Annotated in this window: 19 protein-coding genes; 13 read left to right on the top strand and 6 right to left on the bottom strand. The window is 46.0% G+C overall.

The features are described 5' to 3' along the window. Positions 1–261 precede the first annotated feature (261 nt). The 13 genes from fliF (at position 262) to fliR (ending at position 11,156) form a co-directional block, all read left to right on the top strand. Complete coding sequence (fliF, locus tag CWC46_RS11545) at positions 262–1,983, top strand: flagellar basal-body MS-ring/collar protein FliF (protein WP_021016425.1); 1,722 nt, start codon at positions 262–264, stop codon at positions 1,981–1,983. Further along, the gene (gene fliG / locus CWC46_RS11540) at positions 1,980–2,972 is read left to right on the top strand and encodes a flagellar motor switch protein FliG (RefSeq protein ID WP_021016426.1); all 993 of its coding nucleotides are present in this window, start codon (positions 1,980–1,982) and stop codon (positions 2,970–2,972) included. Before fliF ends, fliG begins: the two co-directional genes overlap by 4 nt. After that, positions 2,965–3,675 (top strand): flagellar assembly protein FliH, encoded by a 711-nt coding sequence (fliH, locus tag CWC46_RS11535; RefSeq protein ID WP_037381849.1) that lies wholly within the window; start codon positions 2,965–2,967, stop codon positions 3,673–3,675. The genes fliG and fliH overlap by 8 nt, the downstream gene beginning before the upstream one ends. Beyond that, the gene (gene fliI, locus CWC46_RS11530; protein WP_021016428.1) at positions 3,675–5,057 is read left to right on the top strand and encodes a flagellar protein export ATPase FliI; all 1,383 of its coding nucleotides are present in this window, start codon (positions 3,675–3,677) and stop codon (positions 5,055–5,057) included. The genes fliH and fliI overlap by 1 nt, the downstream gene beginning before the upstream one ends. After that, a complete protein-coding gene (gene fliJ / locus CWC46_RS11525; RefSeq protein WP_021016429.1) occupies positions 5,054–5,500 on the top strand; it encodes a flagellar export protein FliJ in 447 nt (148 codons plus the stop codon). The genes fliI and fliJ overlap by 4 nt, the downstream gene beginning before the upstream one ends. Beyond that, positions 5,497–6,786, top strand: coding sequence for a flagellar hook-length control protein FliK (locus CWC46_RS11520; protein ID WP_021016430.1), 1,290 nt, complete (start codon positions 5,497–5,499; stop codon positions 6,784–6,786). The genes fliJ and CWC46_RS11520 overlap by 4 nt, the downstream gene beginning before the upstream one ends. A 149-nt stretch (positions 6,787–6,935) precedes the next feature. Continuing rightward, on the top strand, positions 6,936–7,421 hold the full coding sequence (gene fliL, locus CWC46_RS11515; protein ID WP_021016431.1) for a flagellar basal body-associated protein FliL: 486 nt from the start codon (positions 6,936–6,938) through the stop codon (positions 7,419–7,421). A 5-nt stretch (positions 7,422–7,426) separates the two neighbouring features. Beyond that, positions 7,427–8,449 carry a flagellar motor switch protein FliM gene (gene fliM / locus CWC46_RS11510; RefSeq protein WP_021016432.1) on the top strand — a complete coding sequence of 341 codons (1,023 nt, stop codon included), beginning with the start codon at positions 7,427–7,429 and terminating at the stop codon, positions 8,447–8,449. After that, positions 8,442–8,858 carry a flagellar motor switch protein FliN gene (gene fliN / locus CWC46_RS11505; RefSeq protein WP_021016433.1) on the top strand — a complete coding sequence of 139 codons (417 nt, stop codon included), beginning with the start codon at positions 8,442–8,444 and terminating at the stop codon, positions 8,856–8,858. The genes fliM and fliN overlap by 8 nt, the downstream gene beginning before the upstream one ends. After that, positions 8,858–9,274 carry a flagellar biosynthetic protein FliO gene (gene fliO, locus CWC46_RS11500; RefSeq protein WP_021016434.1) on the top strand — a complete coding sequence of 139 codons (417 nt, stop codon included), beginning with the start codon at positions 8,858–8,860 and terminating at the stop codon, positions 9,272–9,274. Before fliN ends, fliO begins: the two co-directional genes overlap by 1 nt. Further along, entirely contained in the window at positions 9,271–10,053 is a 783-nt protein-coding gene (gene fliP / locus CWC46_RS11495) for a flagellar type III secretion system pore protein FliP (protein ID WP_021016435.1), read from the top strand. Before fliO ends, fliP begins: the two co-directional genes overlap by 4 nt. A 48-nt stretch (positions 10,054–10,101) precedes the next feature. Continuing rightward, positions 10,102–10,371 carry a flagellar biosynthesis protein FliQ gene (gene fliQ / locus CWC46_RS11490; RefSeq protein WP_021016436.1) on the top strand — a complete coding sequence of 90 codons (270 nt, stop codon included), beginning with the start codon at positions 10,102–10,104 and terminating at the stop codon, positions 10,369–10,371. A 2-nt stretch (positions 10,372–10,373) separates the two neighbouring features. Beyond that, entirely contained in the window at positions 10,374–11,156 is a 783-nt protein-coding gene (gene fliR, locus CWC46_RS11485) for a flagellar biosynthetic protein FliR (protein WP_021016437.1), read from the top strand. A 232-nt stretch (positions 11,157–11,388) separates the two neighbouring features. On the opposite strand, the gene flgL is transcribed toward fliR, so the two are convergent. The 6 genes from flgL to flgG all read right to left on the bottom strand — a co-directional run bounded on the left by flgL (position 11,389) and on the right by flgG (position 18,136). Next, positions 11,389–12,351, bottom strand: a complete 963-nt coding sequence (flgL, locus tag CWC46_RS11480) for a flagellar hook-associated protein FlgL (RefSeq protein WP_021016438.1) — start codon at positions 12,349–12,351, stop codon at positions 11,389–11,391. A gap of 32 nt (positions 12,352–12,383) precedes the next feature. After that, complete coding sequence (gene flgK, locus CWC46_RS11475) at positions 12,384–14,303, bottom strand: flagellar hook-associated protein FlgK (RefSeq protein WP_021016439.1); 1,920 nt, start codon at positions 14,301–14,303, stop codon at positions 12,384–12,386. Positions 14,304–14,422: 119 nt separating this feature from the next. Continuing rightward, positions 14,423–15,382, bottom strand: coding sequence for a flagellar assembly peptidoglycan hydrolase FlgJ (flgJ, locus tag CWC46_RS11470; RefSeq protein ID WP_021016440.1), 960 nt, complete (start codon positions 15,380–15,382; stop codon positions 14,423–14,425). Next, positions 15,382–16,491 carry a flagellar basal body P-ring protein FlgI gene (locus CWC46_RS11465; RefSeq protein ID WP_021016441.1) on the bottom strand — a complete coding sequence of 370 codons (1,110 nt, stop codon included), beginning with the start codon at positions 16,489–16,491 and terminating at the stop codon, positions 15,382–15,384. The genes flgJ and CWC46_RS11465 overlap by 1 nt, the downstream gene beginning before the upstream one ends. A 16-nt stretch (positions 16,492–16,507) precedes the next feature. After that, the gene (locus CWC46_RS11460) at positions 16,508–17,224 is read right to left on the bottom strand and encodes a flagellar basal body L-ring protein FlgH (RefSeq protein ID WP_037382091.1); all 717 of its coding nucleotides are present in this window, start codon (positions 17,222–17,224) and stop codon (positions 16,508–16,510) included. A 129-nt stretch (positions 17,225–17,353) separates the two neighbouring features. Then, the gene (flgG, locus tag CWC46_RS11455; protein WP_021016443.1) at positions 17,354–18,136 is read right to left on the bottom strand and encodes a flagellar basal-body rod protein FlgG; all 783 of its coding nucleotides are present in this window, start codon (positions 18,134–18,136) and stop codon (positions 17,354–17,356) included. Between the last annotated feature and the right edge of the window lie 2 nt (positions 18,137–18,138).

Genomic DNA, 18,138 nt, shown 5'->3' with positions numbered 1-18,138 from the left:
TAACCAAGTGCATTATATATCCACGATGGTCCATCATTTTTTATTTCACGGCTGTCACCCTACCATATGCATGATGTATTAAATCGGTTAATTAGCGTTAAAAATGCTGGCTTATCGGCCCATCGAATTTTGCATTACGTAAAATAATGACATGCCGACAAGTGTAGGCAATGAATCGTTTATGATTGCGCAATCACGGAGTTCTGTTTTGTCACGTAACAACGTTAGCTATATTGTCCAACAATTAGGCAGAAATAGAGTATGAATGCCTCAACATCAGGAACAGCTGCCGGTGGAAATGGCTTTGGCGAAATACTCAACCGCTTGCGTGCCAATCCCAGAATACCCCTATTAATAGCAGCGGCAGCAACCATTGCCATCGTTATAGCGTTATCTTTATGGGCCAAAGGGCCAAGTTACCAGGTACTCTACAGTAATTTAGATGATCGTGACGGTGGTGCTATCGTCACGGAATTAGGTAAAATGAACATCCCCTACCACTTTTCTGAAGGTGGTGGGGCCATTCTGATTCCTACAGACAAAGTTTATGAAACTCGCTTACGTCTCGCGCAACTAGGGTTGCCGAAAGGTGGAGCAGTCGGCTTTGAATTGCTTGATCAAGAGAAATTTGGCATCAGCCAGTTCAGTGAACAGATTAATTACCAACGAGCACTAGAAGGCGAACTGGCGCGTACCATGGAAACGTTGGGACCGGTTCAAAGTGCACGAGTCCATCTCGCTATTCCAAAGCCTTCTCTTTTTGTTCGTGAGCAAAAGTCGCCTTCCGCTTCAGTTACACTGACATTACAGCCGGGGCGCGCACTCGATGATGGTCAGATCAATGCCATTGTTTACCTGATTTCCAGTAGCGTAGCAGGATTACCGGCAGATAAAGTGACGGTTGTTGACCAGTCAGGGCATTTACTAACTCAATCTGACGGTGCTGGCCGCGGTTTGGATTCCACGCAACTGAAATATGCGAGCGAAGTAGAAAGCCGTTATCAACGCCGGATTGAATCGATCCTTGCACCTATTGTTGGTTCCGGAAATGTTCACGCCCAGGTCACGGCCCAGATTGATTTTTCAAGTCGCGAACAAACCGACGAGCAGTATCAGCCGAACCAGGCACCGAACCAATCAGCCGTGCGTTCTGAACAAACAAGTCAGAGCGATCAGCGTGGCGGCCCAAATGTAGGGGGCGTTCCTGGTGCATTATCTAACACACCGGCACCCGCACCTACAGCGCCGATTTCAACACCACCGGCCAACAATGCCAACAATGCCAACAATAATACGAATAAAGCTAACACTGGCACTAGTACGGCGCAGACAACAGGAACCACGGCTGCAAACCAGACGATCAGCAGTCGTCATGATCAAACCATTAACTATGAAGTTGACCGCACTATCCTTCATACTAAACATAGCACCGGCGATGTTCAGCGCTTATCTGTAGCCGTTGTCGTCAACTATCTCCCTACTGGGACTGATGGCAAGCCAAGCGCATTAACTGCCGAACAAATTAAGCAAATTGAGTCATTAACTCGCGAAGCAATGGGGTTCTCTAGCAAACGTGGCGATACGCTCAATGTTGTCAATACGCCGTTCTCAGAAGTTGATCAAAGTGGCGGTGAACTCCCCTTCTGGAAAACACCGGCCTTCTTCAACCTGTTAATAGAAGGCGGGCGCTGGTTGCTGGTACTGATTGTTGCTTTGATTATGTACCGAAAACTGGTACGTCCGCATCTACAACGAAAAGCACAACTGCAAGAAGCCGCTCAAGCAGCCGCTGGATTACGTAATAGTAGCGGTGGGAATGATGATGTCACTGTGAATATCAGCACAGATGAAGAGGAACAACAGAGGAAATCCCAGCAGCGCGTTCATGCCGAACTACAAAGTCAGCGGATACGTGAACTGGCCGAAAACGATCCTCGTGTCGTCGCACTGGTAATCCGTCAATGGATGGGTAACGAACTATGAGTATGACCGGTACGGAAAAAAGCGCCATTTTATTGATGACCATCGGAGAAGATCGCGCAGCAGATGTATTCACTCATCTCTCTACACGTGAAGTCCAACATCTCAGTACAGCGATGGCCAGTATGCGACAAGTTTCACAACAACAATTGCTGGAAGTACTGAAAGAATTTGAAAGTGACGCCGAACAGTATGCGGCACTGAGTATAAATGCTGGTGATTACTTACGCTCTGTTTTGGTCAAGGCGTTAGGTGAAGAGCGGGCATCCAGCCTGCTGGAAGATATTCTGGAAAGCAAAGAAACATCTTCCGGCATGGAAACGCTTAACTTTATGGAACCACAAAGTGCTGCCGACCTTATCAAGGACGAGCATCCACAAATTATTGCCACCATATTGGTTCACCTCAAACGCGCCCAGGCAGCAGATATTCTTGCTTTATTTGATGAGCGGTTGCGCAATGATGTCATGCTGCGTATCGCCACTTTCGGTGGAGTGCAACCATCAGCACTGGCTGAATTAACCGAAGTTCTTAATGGCCTTTTGGATGGTCAGAACCTGAAACGCAGTAAGATGGGTGGTATTCGTACTGCTGCTGAAATCATCAACCTGATGAAAACGCAACACGAAGAAACTGTTATGGATGCCGTGCGCGAATTTGATGGTGAACTGGCGCAAAAAATTATCGACGAAATGTTCTTGTTCGAAAATCTGGTGGAAGTGGACGATCGCAGTATCCAACGTTTACTACAGGAAGTGGAGTCCGAATCTCTGCTGATTGCGTTGAAAGGTGCCGAGCAGGGTCTGCGCGAAAAATTCCTGCGCAACATGTCCCAACGTGCTGCAGAGATTTTGCGCGACGATTTGGCCACCCGTGGTCCAGTACGCATGTCTCAGGTAGAAAACGAACAGAAAGCAATCCTGCTTATTGTTCGTCGTCTGGCTGATAGTGGGGAAATGATCATTGGTGGTGGCGATGACGCTTATGTCTGATTCATCTAATAACCTGCCCTGGCAACTCTGGAAACCAGACGATCTTGCGTCCTCTGGCGCCCAGGAACCACCGGCGCAGGAATCTGACCTCAGTGAGCCGCCGCAAACTTCTACTGACATTATCAATCAGCAGAATGATGACAGCTTGCAAGCGCTACGTGTGCAGGTTCAACAGCAAGCGCACGATACCGGATATTCGGAAGGTCACCAGCAAGGATATGAAGCAGGCTATCAAGAAGGATTGAATACGGGTCTGCAACAAGCTCAACAAGATGCGGTACAACAGCAGCAACCGATGATTACCCAAATGCAGCAGATGGTAACTGAATTCCAGCAAACGCTTGATGCGCTTGACAGCGTCATTGCATCTCGATTGATGCAATTGGCGCTCACCGCTGCGAAGCAGGTTATCGGTCAGACAGCGGTGTGTGATGGAAACGCATTACTAAGCCAGATTCAACAGCTCATTCAACAAGAACCGCTGTTCACTGGTAAACCACAATTACGGGTGCACCCTTCAGATATAGAACGGGTTGAGCAACATCTCGGCCCAACGCTTAGCCTTCATGGATGGGGATTATTAGCCGATAATCAGCTCCACCCTGGTGGTTGTAAAGTCAGTGCGGAAGAAGGTGACCTTGATGCCAGTATTGCTACTCGCTGGCACGAACTCTGCCGCCTGGCAGCACCGGGAGAACTATAATGACCGTCCGTCTCTCTCGCTGGCTTTCCACGTTGGATTCGTTTGAGAAGCGGATCGCCAATACGCCTTCGGTGCGTCGTTATGGCCGACTGACCCGAGCAACAGGTTTGGTACTCGAAGTTACCGGTTTACATATGCCTTTGGGGGCAACCTGTCTGATTGAGCGCCAGAACGGACATCAGGTCGAGGAAGTAGAAAGTGAAGTTGTCGGTTTTAACGGACAAAAACTATTTCTCATGCCATTGGAAGAAGTAGAAGGCATTATACCGGGTGCCCGTGTTTACGAACGAATGGGCCCGGAGGGGAAAACCCAGGGAAAACAATTGCCATTAGGCCCCGAGTTACTAGGACGTGTTCTTGATGGTAGCGCAAAACCACTGGATGGATTGCCGGCACCCGATACAGGCTATCGCGCAGCATTAATTACGCCACCCGTTAATCCTTTGCAACGGACCCCCATTGAAGATGTACTTGATGTCGGCGTTCGAGCAATCAATGCCCTGCTTACCGTAGGTCGTGGGCAGCGTATGGGATTATTCGCCGGTTCAGGTGTCGGTAAAAGTGTATTGCTGGGAATGATGGCACGTTACACTCAGGCTGATATCATTGTTGTGGGATTGATCGGTGAGCGTGGACGCGAAGTAAAGGATTTCATTGAGAACATTCTAGGCCCAGAGGGTCGCGCGCGTTCTGTCGTTATCGCTGCACCGGCAGACGTTTCACCGTTGCTGCGCATGCAAGGTGCTGCTTATGCGACACGTATAGCTGAAGATTTTCGCGACCATGGTCAGCATGTATTATTGATCATGGATTCATTGACCCGGTACGCCATGGCACAACGCGAAATTGCGTTAGCGATTGGGGAACCTCCAGCAACCAAAGGATATCCCCCTTCTGTTTTCGCTAAATTGCCTGCATTAGTTGAGCGCGCAGGCAACGGTATTCATGGCGGTGGTTCTATAACTGCTTTTTATACCGTTTTAACTGAAGGTGACGACCAACAGGATCCTATTGCCGACTCGGCTCGCGCAATTCTGGATGGGCATATAGTACTTTCACGGCAGTTGGCTGAAGCGGGGCACTATCCAGCAATTGATATAGAGGCATCCATCAGTCGTGCCATGACGTCTCTGATCGACGAGGAGCATTATGGCTCGGTCCGTCAATTCAAACAGCTATTATCAAGCTACCAACGTAACCGTGACCTGGTAAGCGTTGGGGCGTATGCTGCAGGCAGCGATCTGACACTTGACCGTGCTATCCGTTTATATCCGCAAATGGAAGCTTTTCTACAGCAAGGGATGTTTGAACGAAGCAATTATGCAGACTCTTATCAGGCATTAAATACCATTTTTCCTCGTAATGAACAGGAGGAAAGATGAAAAATCCGTCATCTCTTGCCATGTTACGCGAATTAGCGGAAAAAGAAGTTGAAAAGGCAACCAGTCAACTGGGACAAGTACAACAAGCATATCAGCAGGCTGAACAGCAGCTAAATATGCTGTTAAACTACCAAGACGACTATCGACAGAAGCTTAATGATTCGATGACAGACGGTATGGCTAATACCAGTTGGCGAAACTATCAACAATTTATTCTGACTCTGGATAAAGCGATTGAACAACATCGACAACAACTATTACAGTGGACTTCTCGTCTGGATCTGGTGATGAAGACCTGGCAAGAAAAACAGCAGCGTCTGAACGCTTTTGAAACCTTGCGAGATCGTGAACAGACTAAACAGCTTGCCCGGGAAAATCGGTTAGAACAAAAGCAAATGGATGAATTTGCTCAACGAGCCTCAATGAGGAAAATAGAACCATGAATCTGCCCGCATTATCTACTACGACCAATATCAGCAATACAGGCAGTGTTTCGCCGGGTGATACCCTCACCGCTCTTTTAGGGAAGGATAATTTACCTAAAGATTTTATTCAGCTTTTGAGTAAGAATTTAGCGACTGGCAACAGTAATAAAGAAGCCGTTGTTACTGATAGTGAAAAAAACGATCTTCTGAATACACTTCAGCAAAACGGCATCATGGTCAATGGCAACGAACTCAATGATCTCCTTGGCGCATTTTCAAATGGTTCCATTTCTCTGGAAGATTTAAATTCTGTAACCGACCTTTTATCCAAAGTGAAAAAGACCGAAGAGAAGAAAGACAATAAATCTGACGATAATGCGCTGGCCATGCAGGCACTTTTTGCAATGTTGCCTACTCAAAATACCCAAACATCTGTCACGAAAACTGCTAACAACGACACTGGCAGTGTGAACGTTTTACCCAGGTTAGTTAATGATAAACGAAGCGGCAATGCAGCGTTGTTTACCGATACCGGGAAATCCGATGACAAAAAGAGCAAGGATGATGCATCAGACAGTGCATTATCTTTCATAAGTTTAGACACTAAGGCTTCACTGAAAGATAGTCGCTTACAGAACCAGAATCCATCCCAGACACCAGAGGATCGGGTAAAAGTTGACTCCACACTAGTGAGAACAGCAAAAGATAGCGTGGAACAAACCTCGGCACTCTCAGCTAACACCAATAGCACGTCTAATGCTGCATCCCTCCAAAACATGGCATCCACACTCACAAATGTGTCAGTACCTTCGCTTCCTGCTGCACAACATGTCACCGGACAGATCAATGTACCGGTAGGAACCCAGCAGTGGAATGACACATTGAGTCAACAAGTGATCATGTTCATGCGTGGCGGTCAGCAAACCGCTGAATTACGCTTGCACCCCGAAGAGCTAGGGTCACTCCAGATCAGCCTCAAGTTGGATGATAGCCAGGCACAGATCCATCTGATATCGGGTAACAGCCAGGTTCGTTCAGCACTGGAAGCCGCATTGCCACATCTGCGTAATGCTATGGCAGAAAGTGGAATCAACCTTGGACAAAGCAGTGTAGGCAGTGACGCAGCAGGTTGGCAACAGGCCCAGCAACAGACAGCAAACAACAATAATAGTAACTCTGGTAATTCATCATCCTATAAACAGCAGTTTAGTGAAACGACCAGTAAAACAATAGACCCACTACCCATTCCGACACGGTTGCAATCTATGGTTTCTTCAGTAAACGGTGTTGATATCTTTGCCTGATATTGAGGATGAACGTATAAGTTAACGCGGTTTTCTTGGTCTATTCACGCTATTGATCGCCTGAATAGACGGGATAATCATTAATATTACGCATTAATTTAGCTGTGATGTATTCACAGCTAAGTATCGATAAGTAACAGGACCTATCATTGGCTACGAATGGTAAAAAAGCTCAGTCGGGACGTAGACGTTCCATCTGGCTGATATTGTTGATTATAATTGCACTTGCTGCAACTGCTGCCGCAGGGGCAAGTTGGTGGTTTTTACATCTGAAAAACGCTGAAGCTACAGTACAAACACCACCGCCGCCGCCAAAGCCGGTCTTTATGCCTTTGGATACATTTACTGTTAATCTGACGAGTCCCGATAACAACCTGGATCGCGTGTTATATATCGGCTTCACATTACGTCTCCCGGATGAAGCTACCCGCGCCAAGCTAATCAGTTATCTACCGGAAGTGCGCAGTAGATTGTTATTGTTACTCTCACGTCAGGATGCGACTGTTTTGTCTAAAGAACAAGGTAAGCAAAAACTGATTGAAGATATTAAACAGGTGCTGAGTCCACCGCTGGTCCCCGGCCAGCCAAACCAGGTGGTAACTGATGTCTTGTTCACTGCCTTTATCTTGCGGTAATCATTATGGGCGACAGCATTCTTTCACAAGCAGAAATTGATGCACTGTTAAACGGTGATAGTGGTGACAGCACTGCTGATACCACTACGCCAGCAAAAAGCGACGCCGGTGTCGGCGACGTTAAACCTTATGATCCTAACACGCAACGTCGCGTTATTCGCGAGCGTTTGCAGGCACTGGAAATCATTAACGAACGTTTTGCTCGCCAGTTTCGTATGGGGTTGTTCAATTTATTACGCCGTAGTCCTGACATCACAGTAGGTGCAATTAAAATCCAGCCTTATCATGATTTCGCGCGTAATCTCCCGGTACCTACAAACCTAAATCTGATACATCTGAAGCCCTTGCGCGGCACAGCGCTGTTCGTTTTCTCACCAAGTCTGGTATTCATTGCTGTCGACAACCTTTTTGGTGGCGACGGACGTTTTCCCACCAAAGTTGAGGGCCGTGAATTTACACATACGGAACAACGAGTAGTAAGACGAATGTTGAAGCTGGCATTGGAGGCTTATGGTGAAGCCTGGAACGCCATTTACAAACTTGATGTTGAGTACGTCCGCTCTGAAATGCAGGTTAAGTTTACCAATATCACAACATCACCTAATGATATCGTGGTCACCACACCATTTCATGTGGAAATCGGTACACTGACAGGTGAGTTCAGCATTTGTATTCCGTTCTCGATGATCGAGCCCCTACGTGAATTGCTGGCGAATCCTCCTCTTGAGAACTCCAGGCAGGAAGACCAAAACTGGCGTGAAACCCTGGCTAAACAAGTCCAGCATTCTGAATTGGAATTGGTAGCAAATTTTACAGACATTCCCTTGCGCTTATCTAAAGTTTTAAAACTTAAGCCTGGCGATGTCCTATCCATAGATAAACCCGACCGCCTAATTGCCCATGTTGACGGTGTCCCTGTTCTAACCTGCCAATACGGCACTTTAAACGGGCAGTATGCTTTGCGTGTTGAACATTTGATTAACCCTATTTTGAATTCTCTGAATAACGAGGAACAGCCCGATGAATGACACCAAGAAACCGTCTGAAGAAAAGGATTCTGTAGACGATCTGTGGGCTGATGCATTTAACGAGCAACAGTCAGTAGAAAAAGAAAAAAGTGCCAGCACTGACGGAATTTTTAAAACGCTTGATGCGCAGGATAATCTGGGTGGAATGCAGGATATTGATCTTATCTTGGATATTCCCGTCAAGCTAACGGTCGAATTAGGTCGTACTAAAATGACAATCAAAGAACTGCTACGGTTATCTCAAGGTTCTGTAGTCGCTCTTGATGGTTTGGCTGGTGAACCGTTGGATATTATGATCAACGGCTATCTCATTGCCCAAGGTGAAGTCGTTGTGGTTTCGGACAAGTATGGTGTACGTATCACTGATATCATAACGCCTTCTGAGCGTATGCGCAGACTGAGCCGCTAATGCCAACTCAGCAACAGCCCACGCTGACGACACAGCAATCAACAATCGCTGTGGCTGAGTCTCCATTGACCGGCAGCACACTGCTGACACAAGTCAGTAGTGTGCTGGGTGGTGTATTACTTTTAATCCTGTTTATTGCCTGGTTGGTTCGCAAACTGGGTTTAGCTCCCCAGTCCAGGCATAACCATATGATGAAAGTGGTTTCGAGTTGCCCGGTTGGTCAGCGTGAACGTATAGTCATTGTTGAAGTTGAGAATACATGGCTTGTGTTAGGTGTGACAGCACAACAAATCACCAAGCTACATACAATGCCCGCACAACCTATTGCCAATAGTTCATCGACAGTCCAAATCAAGTCAGTTGACTTTCGCCAACTCTTACAAAAAATCACTAAACGTCCGGAAAAATCGGAATGAACATCGTCTCACGGTTGTTAACCTCCTTTTCCCATATACAGTTTCGTTTTTTATGTTATCCATTAGCCTTCGTTTTTCTTTTTATTACGCCAACTGTTTGGGCACAGTTACCGAGTATTGTCAGTCAACCGCTTGCTAACGGTGGGCAAAGCTGGTCTTTACCGATACAAACGCTGGTATTCCTCACTTCGCTGACTTTCATACCATCAGTATTACTACTGATGACCAGTTTCACCCGTATCATTATCGTATTAAGCTTACTGAGAAATGCACTCGGCACACCAACAGCGCCACCTAATCAGGTACTTCTCGGACTGAGCCTTTTTCTGACGTTTTTCATCATGTCACCAGTATTAAACCGCATCTATCAAGATGCCTATCTCCCCTTTAGCGAGAATAAAATCAATATGGAGGTGGCTATCGATAAAGGTGCTAAACCTTTACGTGAGTTTATGCTGAGACAAACAAGAGAAACTGATTTGGCACTGTTCACCCGGCTGGCAGAAATTCCTTCACTGGAAGGCCCTGAATCGGTACCTATGCGGGTTTTGGTTCCTGCGTATGTCACCAGTGAGTTAAAAACAGCATTCCAAATCGGATTTACGATATTCATTCCTTTTCTGATAATTGACTTGGTTGTCGCCAGCGTGTTAATGGCACTCGGGATGATGATGGTTCCTCCAGCCACGATATCTCTTCCTTTTAAGCTAATGCTTTTTGTTTTAGTAGATGGCTGGCAATTATTGCTGGGTTCGCTAGCGCAAAGTTTTTACAGTTAGCACATAATGCTTATATCAAACATCCAAAGCTTCATAGAGGAATAGTATATGACACCCGAATCCATCATGGCGATGGGATATGAAGCGATGAAGATAGCCCTGGCGCTGGCTGCACCACCTCTCCTTGCCGCACTATTCAGTGGCTTGATTATCAGTTTACTTCAGGCCGCAACTCAGATTAATGAGATGACACTTTCTTTTATTCCTAAAGTGCTCACAGTATTTCTTACTCTCGTTATTGCAGGTCCTTGGATGTTGAATCTCATGCTCGACTATATGCGTACTTTATTTAGCCAACTACCTCATATTATCGGATAGGCATGCTCACGTTTAACAGTGCTGACATAATGAGCTGGCTTAACCAGTTCTTTTGGCCTTTGGTGAGGATCCTCGCTCTCCTCAGCACAGCACCTATATTTAATGAACGATCCGTAAGTCGACGTGTAAAAGTCGGTTTAGCGCTGTTTATTACTATTCTTGTTGCCCCTTATCTACCGCCAAACAATACGCCCATTCTTTCTGCAGCTGGAGTATGGCTACTCATGCAGCAAATATTGATTGGTACTGCTTTAGGGTTATCCATGCAGTTAGCGTTTGCTGCCATCAGACTTTCTGGTGAAATAATTGGTCTACAGATGGGGTTATCGTTCGCAACATTTTTCGATCCTTCTGGCGGACCGAATATGCCGGTTATCTCCCGCCTCATGAATTTATTGGCCATTTTGTTGTTTCTCACTTTTAATGGGCACTTGTGGTTAATTTCCTTATTGGCTGACAGCTTTCATACTCTTCCGATCAGCGCCACTCCAGTTAATAGCAATGCATTTCTAGCATTAGCAAAAGCCGGAGGGTTAATATTCTCACACGGTTTAATGTTAGCATTACCACTTATTACTCTGCTATTAACCATTAATATGACTTTAGGCTTTTTAAGCCGAATGGCACCACAGCTAACCATCTTCGTAATAGGTTTTCCTATTACGTTACTCTCTGGCATTATCACCGTTGGTTTTTTAATATTGCTGATTTCCCCTTATGCGGAAAAGCTTTTCGGGGAAGTGTTCGACTTACTCGCCGAGATACTGAGTAAAATGCCAACGTGAACTATAGTAGAGTTTCTGATGGCCTGATGATTAATTAAAGACTAAGTACAGATAGAATATAAAAGAATGGCGAGGAAACGAAGCTGAGGGCAGATCTTATTATGTGGAACACAAAAAATGGCATGTCATCTTCTTTATATTAAAGATGACATGCCTAAAGAATACGCCCGGTTTAAGCGTATCCGAAGCATGTACCACCAGAAAATTCTAGTGGCTTAGTTGGGTTAGCCTATTATTTATTAATCTGAAACAGTGACAATCCTTGCATATTTGTGAATGCTTTATAGGCCGCCTGCAGTGATTGCTGCTGCATCAGATATGTTGATGTGACTGATACAATATCAGCATCAACCAAAGCACTGAGTTCATTTTTATTATTCATATCACGATCTGCGCCAAGGCTATCAAGCGAATCAATTTCGTTTAACTGTATACCCAATTCAGAATTAACCGCAGAGACATTATTCAGCGAGTTACGTAATCCTCGGTTTGCTTTGGCAAGATCCGCATCAATTAGCGCTTTATCTGCATCACTGGCATTATTATATGGCTTTTTTAATGCAGCAATAGCGATATCCAGGGTCTGGAATAAATCGGATTGAACAGTGACGCCATCCGGCTCTTTTACAGCATCTCCAGTCACACCACTGAATACCTGGTTACCTGTATGGCTCACATTCATCGAACGGCTGGCATCAACCTGCTGAGAAATAGGCTGTGTTCCCCCAGCATAACTCACCGTACCTGATGCATCGGTGACAAAAGGCTTGGAATCCGTCTTATAGCCGCCAAAAATAAAGTTACCATTGCCATCTGTCGTATTGGCCAGATTAAGAAGTTGATCTTTCAACGCTTGAAGCGTCAGAGCCACAGAGTTACGGTCATCATCACTTTTCACACCACCACCGCTGATAACCTCACTACTTGCACTGGTAATCGCCGTATTTACGCTGTCCAGGATAGAAGACTCAAGCTGCATATTCTGTTTAGCAAATGTACGCGCCAATGTGTATTGCTGATTTTGAGACTGAGCCTGACGAACCATAACAGCCTGAGAGGCAGCAACGGGATCATCTGAAGGATTGATAACACGCTTGTTTGTTGAAAGTTGATTACCGGTTTTTTGCCAAGCAGACAATCCATCAGTAATGCCTTGCATATTTTGCTGGTAAATCATGCTGGTGCTCAGGCGCATGGTATATATTCCCCTTTCCAGGCGGTGATTAATTAACTACGAATACCAATCAAGGTGCTAAAAATCGTGGCTGCGGTCTGGATAATCTGTGCATTAGCCTGGTAATACTGCTGAAATCGCATCAATTCACCATACTCTTCATCCAAATTAACACCTGAAACAGATTGCTGTTCAGCGGTCAATTGTTTCACTACATTCTGCTGAGACGTACTATTAATCTTGGTTGTGTTGGTTTTATTACCGATATCACCGACCAAACTGGCATATGCACCGCTGACCGTAGACTTGTCCTCGATAATCTTTTTCGTTTGTAAATCCAAAAGTGCCTTGGCATTATTATTATCACCTACACCGCCGTCAGATGATGTAATAGGTGCCCCTGCAGCTGCAATAGCATTAGAATCGGTAATTTTAACCGACATATTCGCCACAACATCAGTAACACTTTTTACAGTAAATGAATCTTTGACAGCGGGTGTACCTGTAATATCAAGCTTCATGCCATCAAACACCAAACTGGCTGGTGTTGAACCACTTGCCGCCGTGTAGTTAGCGGAAGATGAAAGATCGGCGTTATCTGACAGTCGTGTAATCTTCCAGTCCTGCGGGTTTGGTCCCATAAATTTCACTGAATAATCACTGGCCTTGATGTAGTTATCATCATTTCTGGCAAGTGAAGCACCAGCAGTACCACTGGATGTTTGTGTAATGTCAGAAACCCCTGGAGATACTGAAAAGTTATATGCATCACCAGTAGCAGGTGTCCCTGCTACATCAAGCTCGAAACCATCGAACTTCAGTGCAGTCGTACCCGATGGAAAGGTTGCAGCAAGTGAGCTATCAGAGCGCGTGATATTCCAATTGGAACCGTCAAATTGGAGTGAATATTTATCACTGGCATAAGAAGACGTTATTTCTGTTGTGGATGTATTTTTATCATTTTTCAGCACATTCGAACCACCAACAGCAAAAAAATCGCCCCCCTGCGCACCATTCATATCATACCCAGCTCTATGCTGAGCATTAAAAGCATCAGCAAATGCCAGTGCCATCTGTCCTAGTTGATTGCGTGCGCTATCGAGAGTTTCAGTACGAAAAGTCAACAATCCTGACAAAGATCCGCCAGTTAGTGTTTTTTCATTAATTTCAGAAACACCAGCAATTCTATCGTTATATCCTACTGTTGTACGACCTGGATCACTGCTGGAACTCATCGCTACTAAATTGTTGCTGCGTGTTCCTTGTACTAAATTCAACCCGTTTTTTAATGATACGTTATAAACGGAGCCATCCTGCACAGTAACATCAACACCAACAAGCTTATTCAGGTCGCTAACTAATTTATCTCGCTGATCGAGCAGAGCATTCGGTTCATCTCCGCCATTTGCACCTTTGAGGCGCATAATTTGATTATTAAGATCAGCAATCTGACTGGAATAAGTATTGATCTGCTGAACGGTACTGCTGATTTGACTATTTATTCCGTTGTCCATATCACGCAGATAGTTGTCCGTCACTTTAAACTGGTTTACCAACCCTTGAGCTTTACCCAATACAGTTTGACGAACGGAGGAGTCACCAGAATTACTGGTCAGGTTCTGGAGATTTTGGAAAAAATCTTGCAACGTCGAGGACAGGCTGGTTGTACTATCAGCCAACAGGTTATCGATTTTGGAAATCTGATCATAATACGTTGAAGTAGTACTACTCTGCATTTCTGCGGAACGGAGCTGTGCTGCAATAAAATCGTTATACTCACGATTAATGCTTATTACATTCGCACCATTACCGATATAACCTGCCGAAGTGTCGGTACCAACGGCTTGTGCAAAAAGTGCATTCTGACGATTATAACCCGTTACCGCCTGATTACTGATGTTGTTACTGACTGTACTAAGTGCCGCCTGTGCAGCACTTAACCCACTCATCGCGGTATTAATTAAATTAGACATGCGGAGTTCCTTTTACACATTCGCGGAGCAGTGCATTATTAAATAGGGGTTAGTCGTGCACAAACCACCCTAATACTTACTGTTGTTATCGGCTGGCAAAACTAAAACTTGAAGATAATTTAAAATATCCTGCTCAGATCATGCGTATAAGCTTTGACAGCTTTTTCACCGGTACTTTTCATCTGTTGAATCATATTCACCAGTTTTTTCGCATAACCAGGATCGGTAGCATAACCTGCTTGCTGTAACGCCATTGCCCCTTGTTCAGCGGTCGCAGCATTAACGACATCGGCATAACGCGGATTCTGCGTTAGTAGTTTCACATAATCGCTGATCGCTTCCAGATACGAGTTATAAACGCGGAATTTTGCCTTAACCTTTTTAGCCACACCTTGTTCATATTCAGTCGTGGTGATTTCTGTTACAGGACCATCCCAATTACTACCTGCCTTGATGCCGAAGATGTTATGGCTGGACTGTCCGTCGGCCGTCGGTATTTCGTGTTTTCCCCAACCTGACTCCAAAGCAGCCTGGGCCACAATTAAGTGATGCGGAATACCGCTTTGCTCGCTGACAAGCTGTGCAGGTGCAGAGAGGCGGGAGATAAAATTGGTGCTGCTTAGTGGTAATTGTGCACTGTTATCTGCAAATTTTGGCACGGCTTTACGTATCATTTGCTCCACAGTAGATAACGGCATATTGCGCACCAGATCACTACCAAACTCGAATGGAACTGGATTAGCGCCCATGCCAGTACTCGTGCCAGCAATCCCTTGTCCAGACATCTGCTTAACCATGAGATCGGCCAACCCCAGACCTTTACCACTTGATACCTGCTGAGCAATTTGTTGGTCATACAGTGATGTCAACATACGCGTCTGATCATTATCGAACAGCCCATCCTGCGGTAATGCCGCACGCATACTCTTCATCATCATCTGTACAAAAACGCCTTCCATTTGCTTGGCAACAGCCCGGATCCCTTCTTTACTGTGCGGGTTATCTGAAACCTCCCGCTTCAGTGAATTCAGTGATTGCGCGTCATAGGCGGCATTGCCTAATGTCTGAATATCGTTCATTAGATGATTTCCAGTTTAGCCCGTAAACACCCTGCACTTTCCATCGCCTGGAGGATAGACATCAAATCCATGGATGTAGCCCCAAGAGAATTTAATGCTCTGATGACACTGTTCAGATTGGCACTGGAATTCACTCGCTGTAGCGCTCCACCTTCTTGACGCAGAGAAATATTCGTCTGTGGTGTCACCACCGTTTGCCCACCTGCCAGCGGCGTATTTGGCTGACTGACGTTCGATTGTTGGTTAATCGTCACAGACAGATTGCCTTGTGCGACGGCACAGTTTTCCAATTGAACGTTACGATTCATCACCACAGATCCAGTGCGCGAGTTGATAATAACCTTAGCATCCAGCGTACCTACATTAACCTCGATATTTTCCATATCAGCCAGGAATCTAACCTGGGAGCTGTTCCCCTGAGGCACGACCACACGGATCGTTCTGGAATCCAGCGGGGTGGCAATGCCGCCAAGACCACGACGATTAATGGCATCACTAATACTCTGCGCCATCGTGAAATCATCCTGATTCAATTGCAACGTGATGACATTGCTGGCTCCAAAGGTGCTAGGCAACTCACGCTCTATGGTCGCACCGTTACTGATACGTCCACCTGCCAATTGGTTGACCTGGACACTACTACCACCCGCTGCCGCACCCGCACCGCCAATCAGCACATTTCCTTGAGCAATTGCATATGTTTGATTATCCACCCCTTTCAGTGGGGTCATCAAAAGCGTACCACCACGCAGACTTTTAGCATTCCCTAACGAGGAAACCACAACATCAATGGCCTGCCCAGAACGGGCAAAGGGCGGCAGTTTTGCCGTAACCATCACGGCCGCAACGTTTTTCAACTGCATATTCGTGCCTGTAGGCAAAGTGATTCCCAGTTGGGAAAGCATGTTGCTCAGACTCTGGGTCGTAAAAGGAGTTTGTGTGGTCTGGTCACCGGAACCGTCCAGACCTACCACCAAACCATACCCAATAAGGGCATTGTCGCGCACACCCTGGATACTGACCAGGTCACGAATACGCTCTGCTGAAGCAGGAGTAGCTACTATCGCCGACAGGGCAAACAGCACGGTAAAAAATGAAATAATCCGCATCGTGCGCCTCATAATCTTAGAACGGAGATACATTAAGGAAGAACCGTTGTAGCCATCCCATATTTTGCGCCTCATTGATATAGCCGTTTCCGACATATTCGATACGCGCATCCGCAACCTGGGTAGAAGCAACGGTGTTGCTACCGCTGATGGTTCTTGGGTTAACCACACCGGCAAAGCGAATAAATTCCGTTCCCTGGTTAATAGCAATCTGTTTTTCGCCGACGACATGGATATTACCGTTAGCCAATACTCGGTCGACAGTAACAGTAATGGTGCCGCTAAAGGTGTTATTGGCACTGGCACCACCTTTACCCGTAAAATCATTTTTTCCACTGCCATCAAATGCAGCACGACTATTCCCCAGCGGCCCTTCAAGCAATCGTGGCGTCACTGTCATACCAAAGGATGATGACCCTCCACGGCTGGCATTTGCCGAGGAGTTTTTACTGGCGCTAACATTTTCCTGTAGCACAATAGTTAACGTATCACCGACATTTCGTGGACGCCGGTCTTCAAACATAGGTTGGTAACCATAGTTCATCGCCTGACCGGACTGAAAGATGGCACCGTCAGGGATCGCCATTGTCGGCGGCGAAGGTTGTGCAGTTGTCGGACCCTTCACGACCTTATCATGTGGAATATAGGCGCAACCGCTGAGTGCTAACGTTACGATTAATACCGGCAAACGAGACCGGCGTAACTGTTGAAACACAACCGACTTTGCATTCATCATCACTACGGATATCGCCTTACATGTAAAATATATCAACATCTTGATAATCCAAGTGGTGAACCCAATAAGCTTGTTGCCAGCCAGGATGTCGGGTTCACTACCTCCTGCTACATCACTAATGATCAATTACAACTGAGTTAACTTCTGTAGCATCTGGTCGGTTGTTGAAATTGCCTTGCTATTGATTTCGTAAGCACGCTGGGTCTGAATCATAGAAACCAGTTCCTCAGCCACGTTAACGTTCGATGTCTCAACATATTTCTGATAGATCAGACCAGCACCGTTCAATCCTGGAGTGCTTTGTGTTGGTGCGCCTGAACTGCCCGTTTCCGCATACAAGTTTTCGCCAAGACTTTCCAAACCACTGTCATTAATAAAGGTGGCCAAGGTCAACTGCCCCACCTGTGTGGTTGCCGTTTGTCCCTGTTGTGTCACCGAAACCACACCATCACGTCCAACCGTTAAGTTGGTTGCATTCGCCGGTATAGTAATGGCGGGCTGAACCGTAAAACCGCTGGACGTTACCAGTTGCCCATTAGAATCCAGTTGGAAAGAACCATCACGGGTATAAGAAGTTGTGCCATCTGGCATCAACACCTGGAAAAAGCCCTGACCCTTGATAGCCAAATCTTTAACGTTACCCGTTTCAGAAAAACTGCCTTGCGTATGAATACGCTCGGTAGCAACTGGCCGAACCCCTGTACCCAGCTGCAATCCCGACGGCAGAACTGTTTGCTCAGAAGACTGTGCCCCTGGCTGCCGGATAGTTTGATACATCAAATCTTCAAACACCGCACGCTGACGCTTAAAACCGTTAGTACTGACGTTTGCCAGGTTGTTGGATATAACATCCATATTGGTTTGCTGAGCATTCAGGCCGGTTTTAGCAATCCATAAAGAACGAATCATCG

This window comes from Prodigiosinella confusarubida, assembly GCF_002847015.1.
Lineage (GTDB): Bacteria > Pseudomonadota > Gammaproteobacteria > Enterobacterales > Enterobacteriaceae > Prodigiosinella > Prodigiosinella aquatilis.
The sequence above is the reverse complement of the archived record's forward strand: the minus strand, read 5'-3'. Positions and strand labels throughout refer to the sequence as shown.

Excerpts from the sequence above, each read along its gene's own strand:
- fliO (WP_021016434.1), top strand. The coding sequence starts at position 8,858 with ATGCCAACTCAGCAACAGCCCACGCTGACGACACAGCAATCAACAATC.
- fliG (WP_021016426.1), top strand. The coding sequence starts at position 1,980 with ATGAGTATGACCGGTACGGAAAAAAGCGCCATTTTATTGATGACCATC.
- fliQ (WP_021016436.1), top strand. The coding sequence starts at position 10,102 with ATGACACCCGAATCCATCATGGCGATGGGATATGAAGCGATGAAGATA.
- fliH (WP_037381849.1), top strand. The coding sequence starts at position 2,965 with ATGTCTGATTCATCTAATAACCTGCCCTGGCAACTCTGGAAACCAGAC.
- fliR (WP_021016437.1), top strand. The coding sequence starts at position 10,374 with ATGCTCACGTTTAACAGTGCTGACATAATGAGCTGGCTTAACCAGTTC.
- flgJ (WP_021016440.1), bottom strand. The coding sequence starts at position 15,382 with ATGAACGATATTCAGACATTAGGCAATGCCGCCTATGACGCGCAATCA.
- flgG (WP_021016443.1), bottom strand. The coding sequence starts at position 18,136 with ATGATTCGTTCTTTATGGATTGCTAAAACCGGCCTGAATGCTCAGCAA.
- CWC46_RS11460 (WP_037382091.1), bottom strand. The coding sequence starts at position 17,224 with ATGAATGCAAAGTCGGTTGTGTTTCAACAGTTACGCCGGTCTCGTTTG.
- fliI (WP_021016428.1), top strand. The coding sequence starts at position 3,675 with ATGACCGTCCGTCTCTCTCGCTGGCTTTCCACGTTGGATTCGTTTGAG.
- fliJ (WP_021016429.1), top strand. The coding sequence starts at position 5,054 with ATGAAAAATCCGTCATCTCTTGCCATGTTACGCGAATTAGCGGAAAAA.
- fliF (WP_021016425.1), top strand. The coding sequence starts at position 262 with ATGAATGCCTCAACATCAGGAACAGCTGCCGGTGGAAATGGCTTTGGC.
- CWC46_RS11520 (WP_021016430.1), top strand. The coding sequence starts at position 5,497 with ATGAATCTGCCCGCATTATCTACTACGACCAATATCAGCAATACAGGC.
- fliN (WP_021016433.1), top strand. The coding sequence starts at position 8,442 with ATGAATGACACCAAGAAACCGTCTGAAGAAAAGGATTCTGTAGACGAT.
- CWC46_RS11465 (WP_021016441.1), bottom strand. The coding sequence starts at position 16,491 with ATGCGGATTATTTCATTTTTTACCGTGCTGTTTGCCCTGTCGGCGATA.
- fliP (WP_021016435.1), top strand. The coding sequence starts at position 9,271 with ATGAACATCGTCTCACGGTTGTTAACCTCCTTTTCCCATATACAGTTT.
- flgK (WP_021016439.1), bottom strand. The coding sequence starts at position 14,303 with ATGTCTAATTTAATTAATACCGCGATGAGTGGGTTAAGTGCTGCACAG.
- fliM (WP_021016432.1), top strand. The coding sequence starts at position 7,427 with ATGGGCGACAGCATTCTTTCACAAGCAGAAATTGATGCACTGTTAAAC.
- flgL (WP_021016438.1), bottom strand. The coding sequence starts at position 12,351 with ATGCGCCTGAGCACCAGCATGATTTACCAGCAAAATATGCAAGGCATT.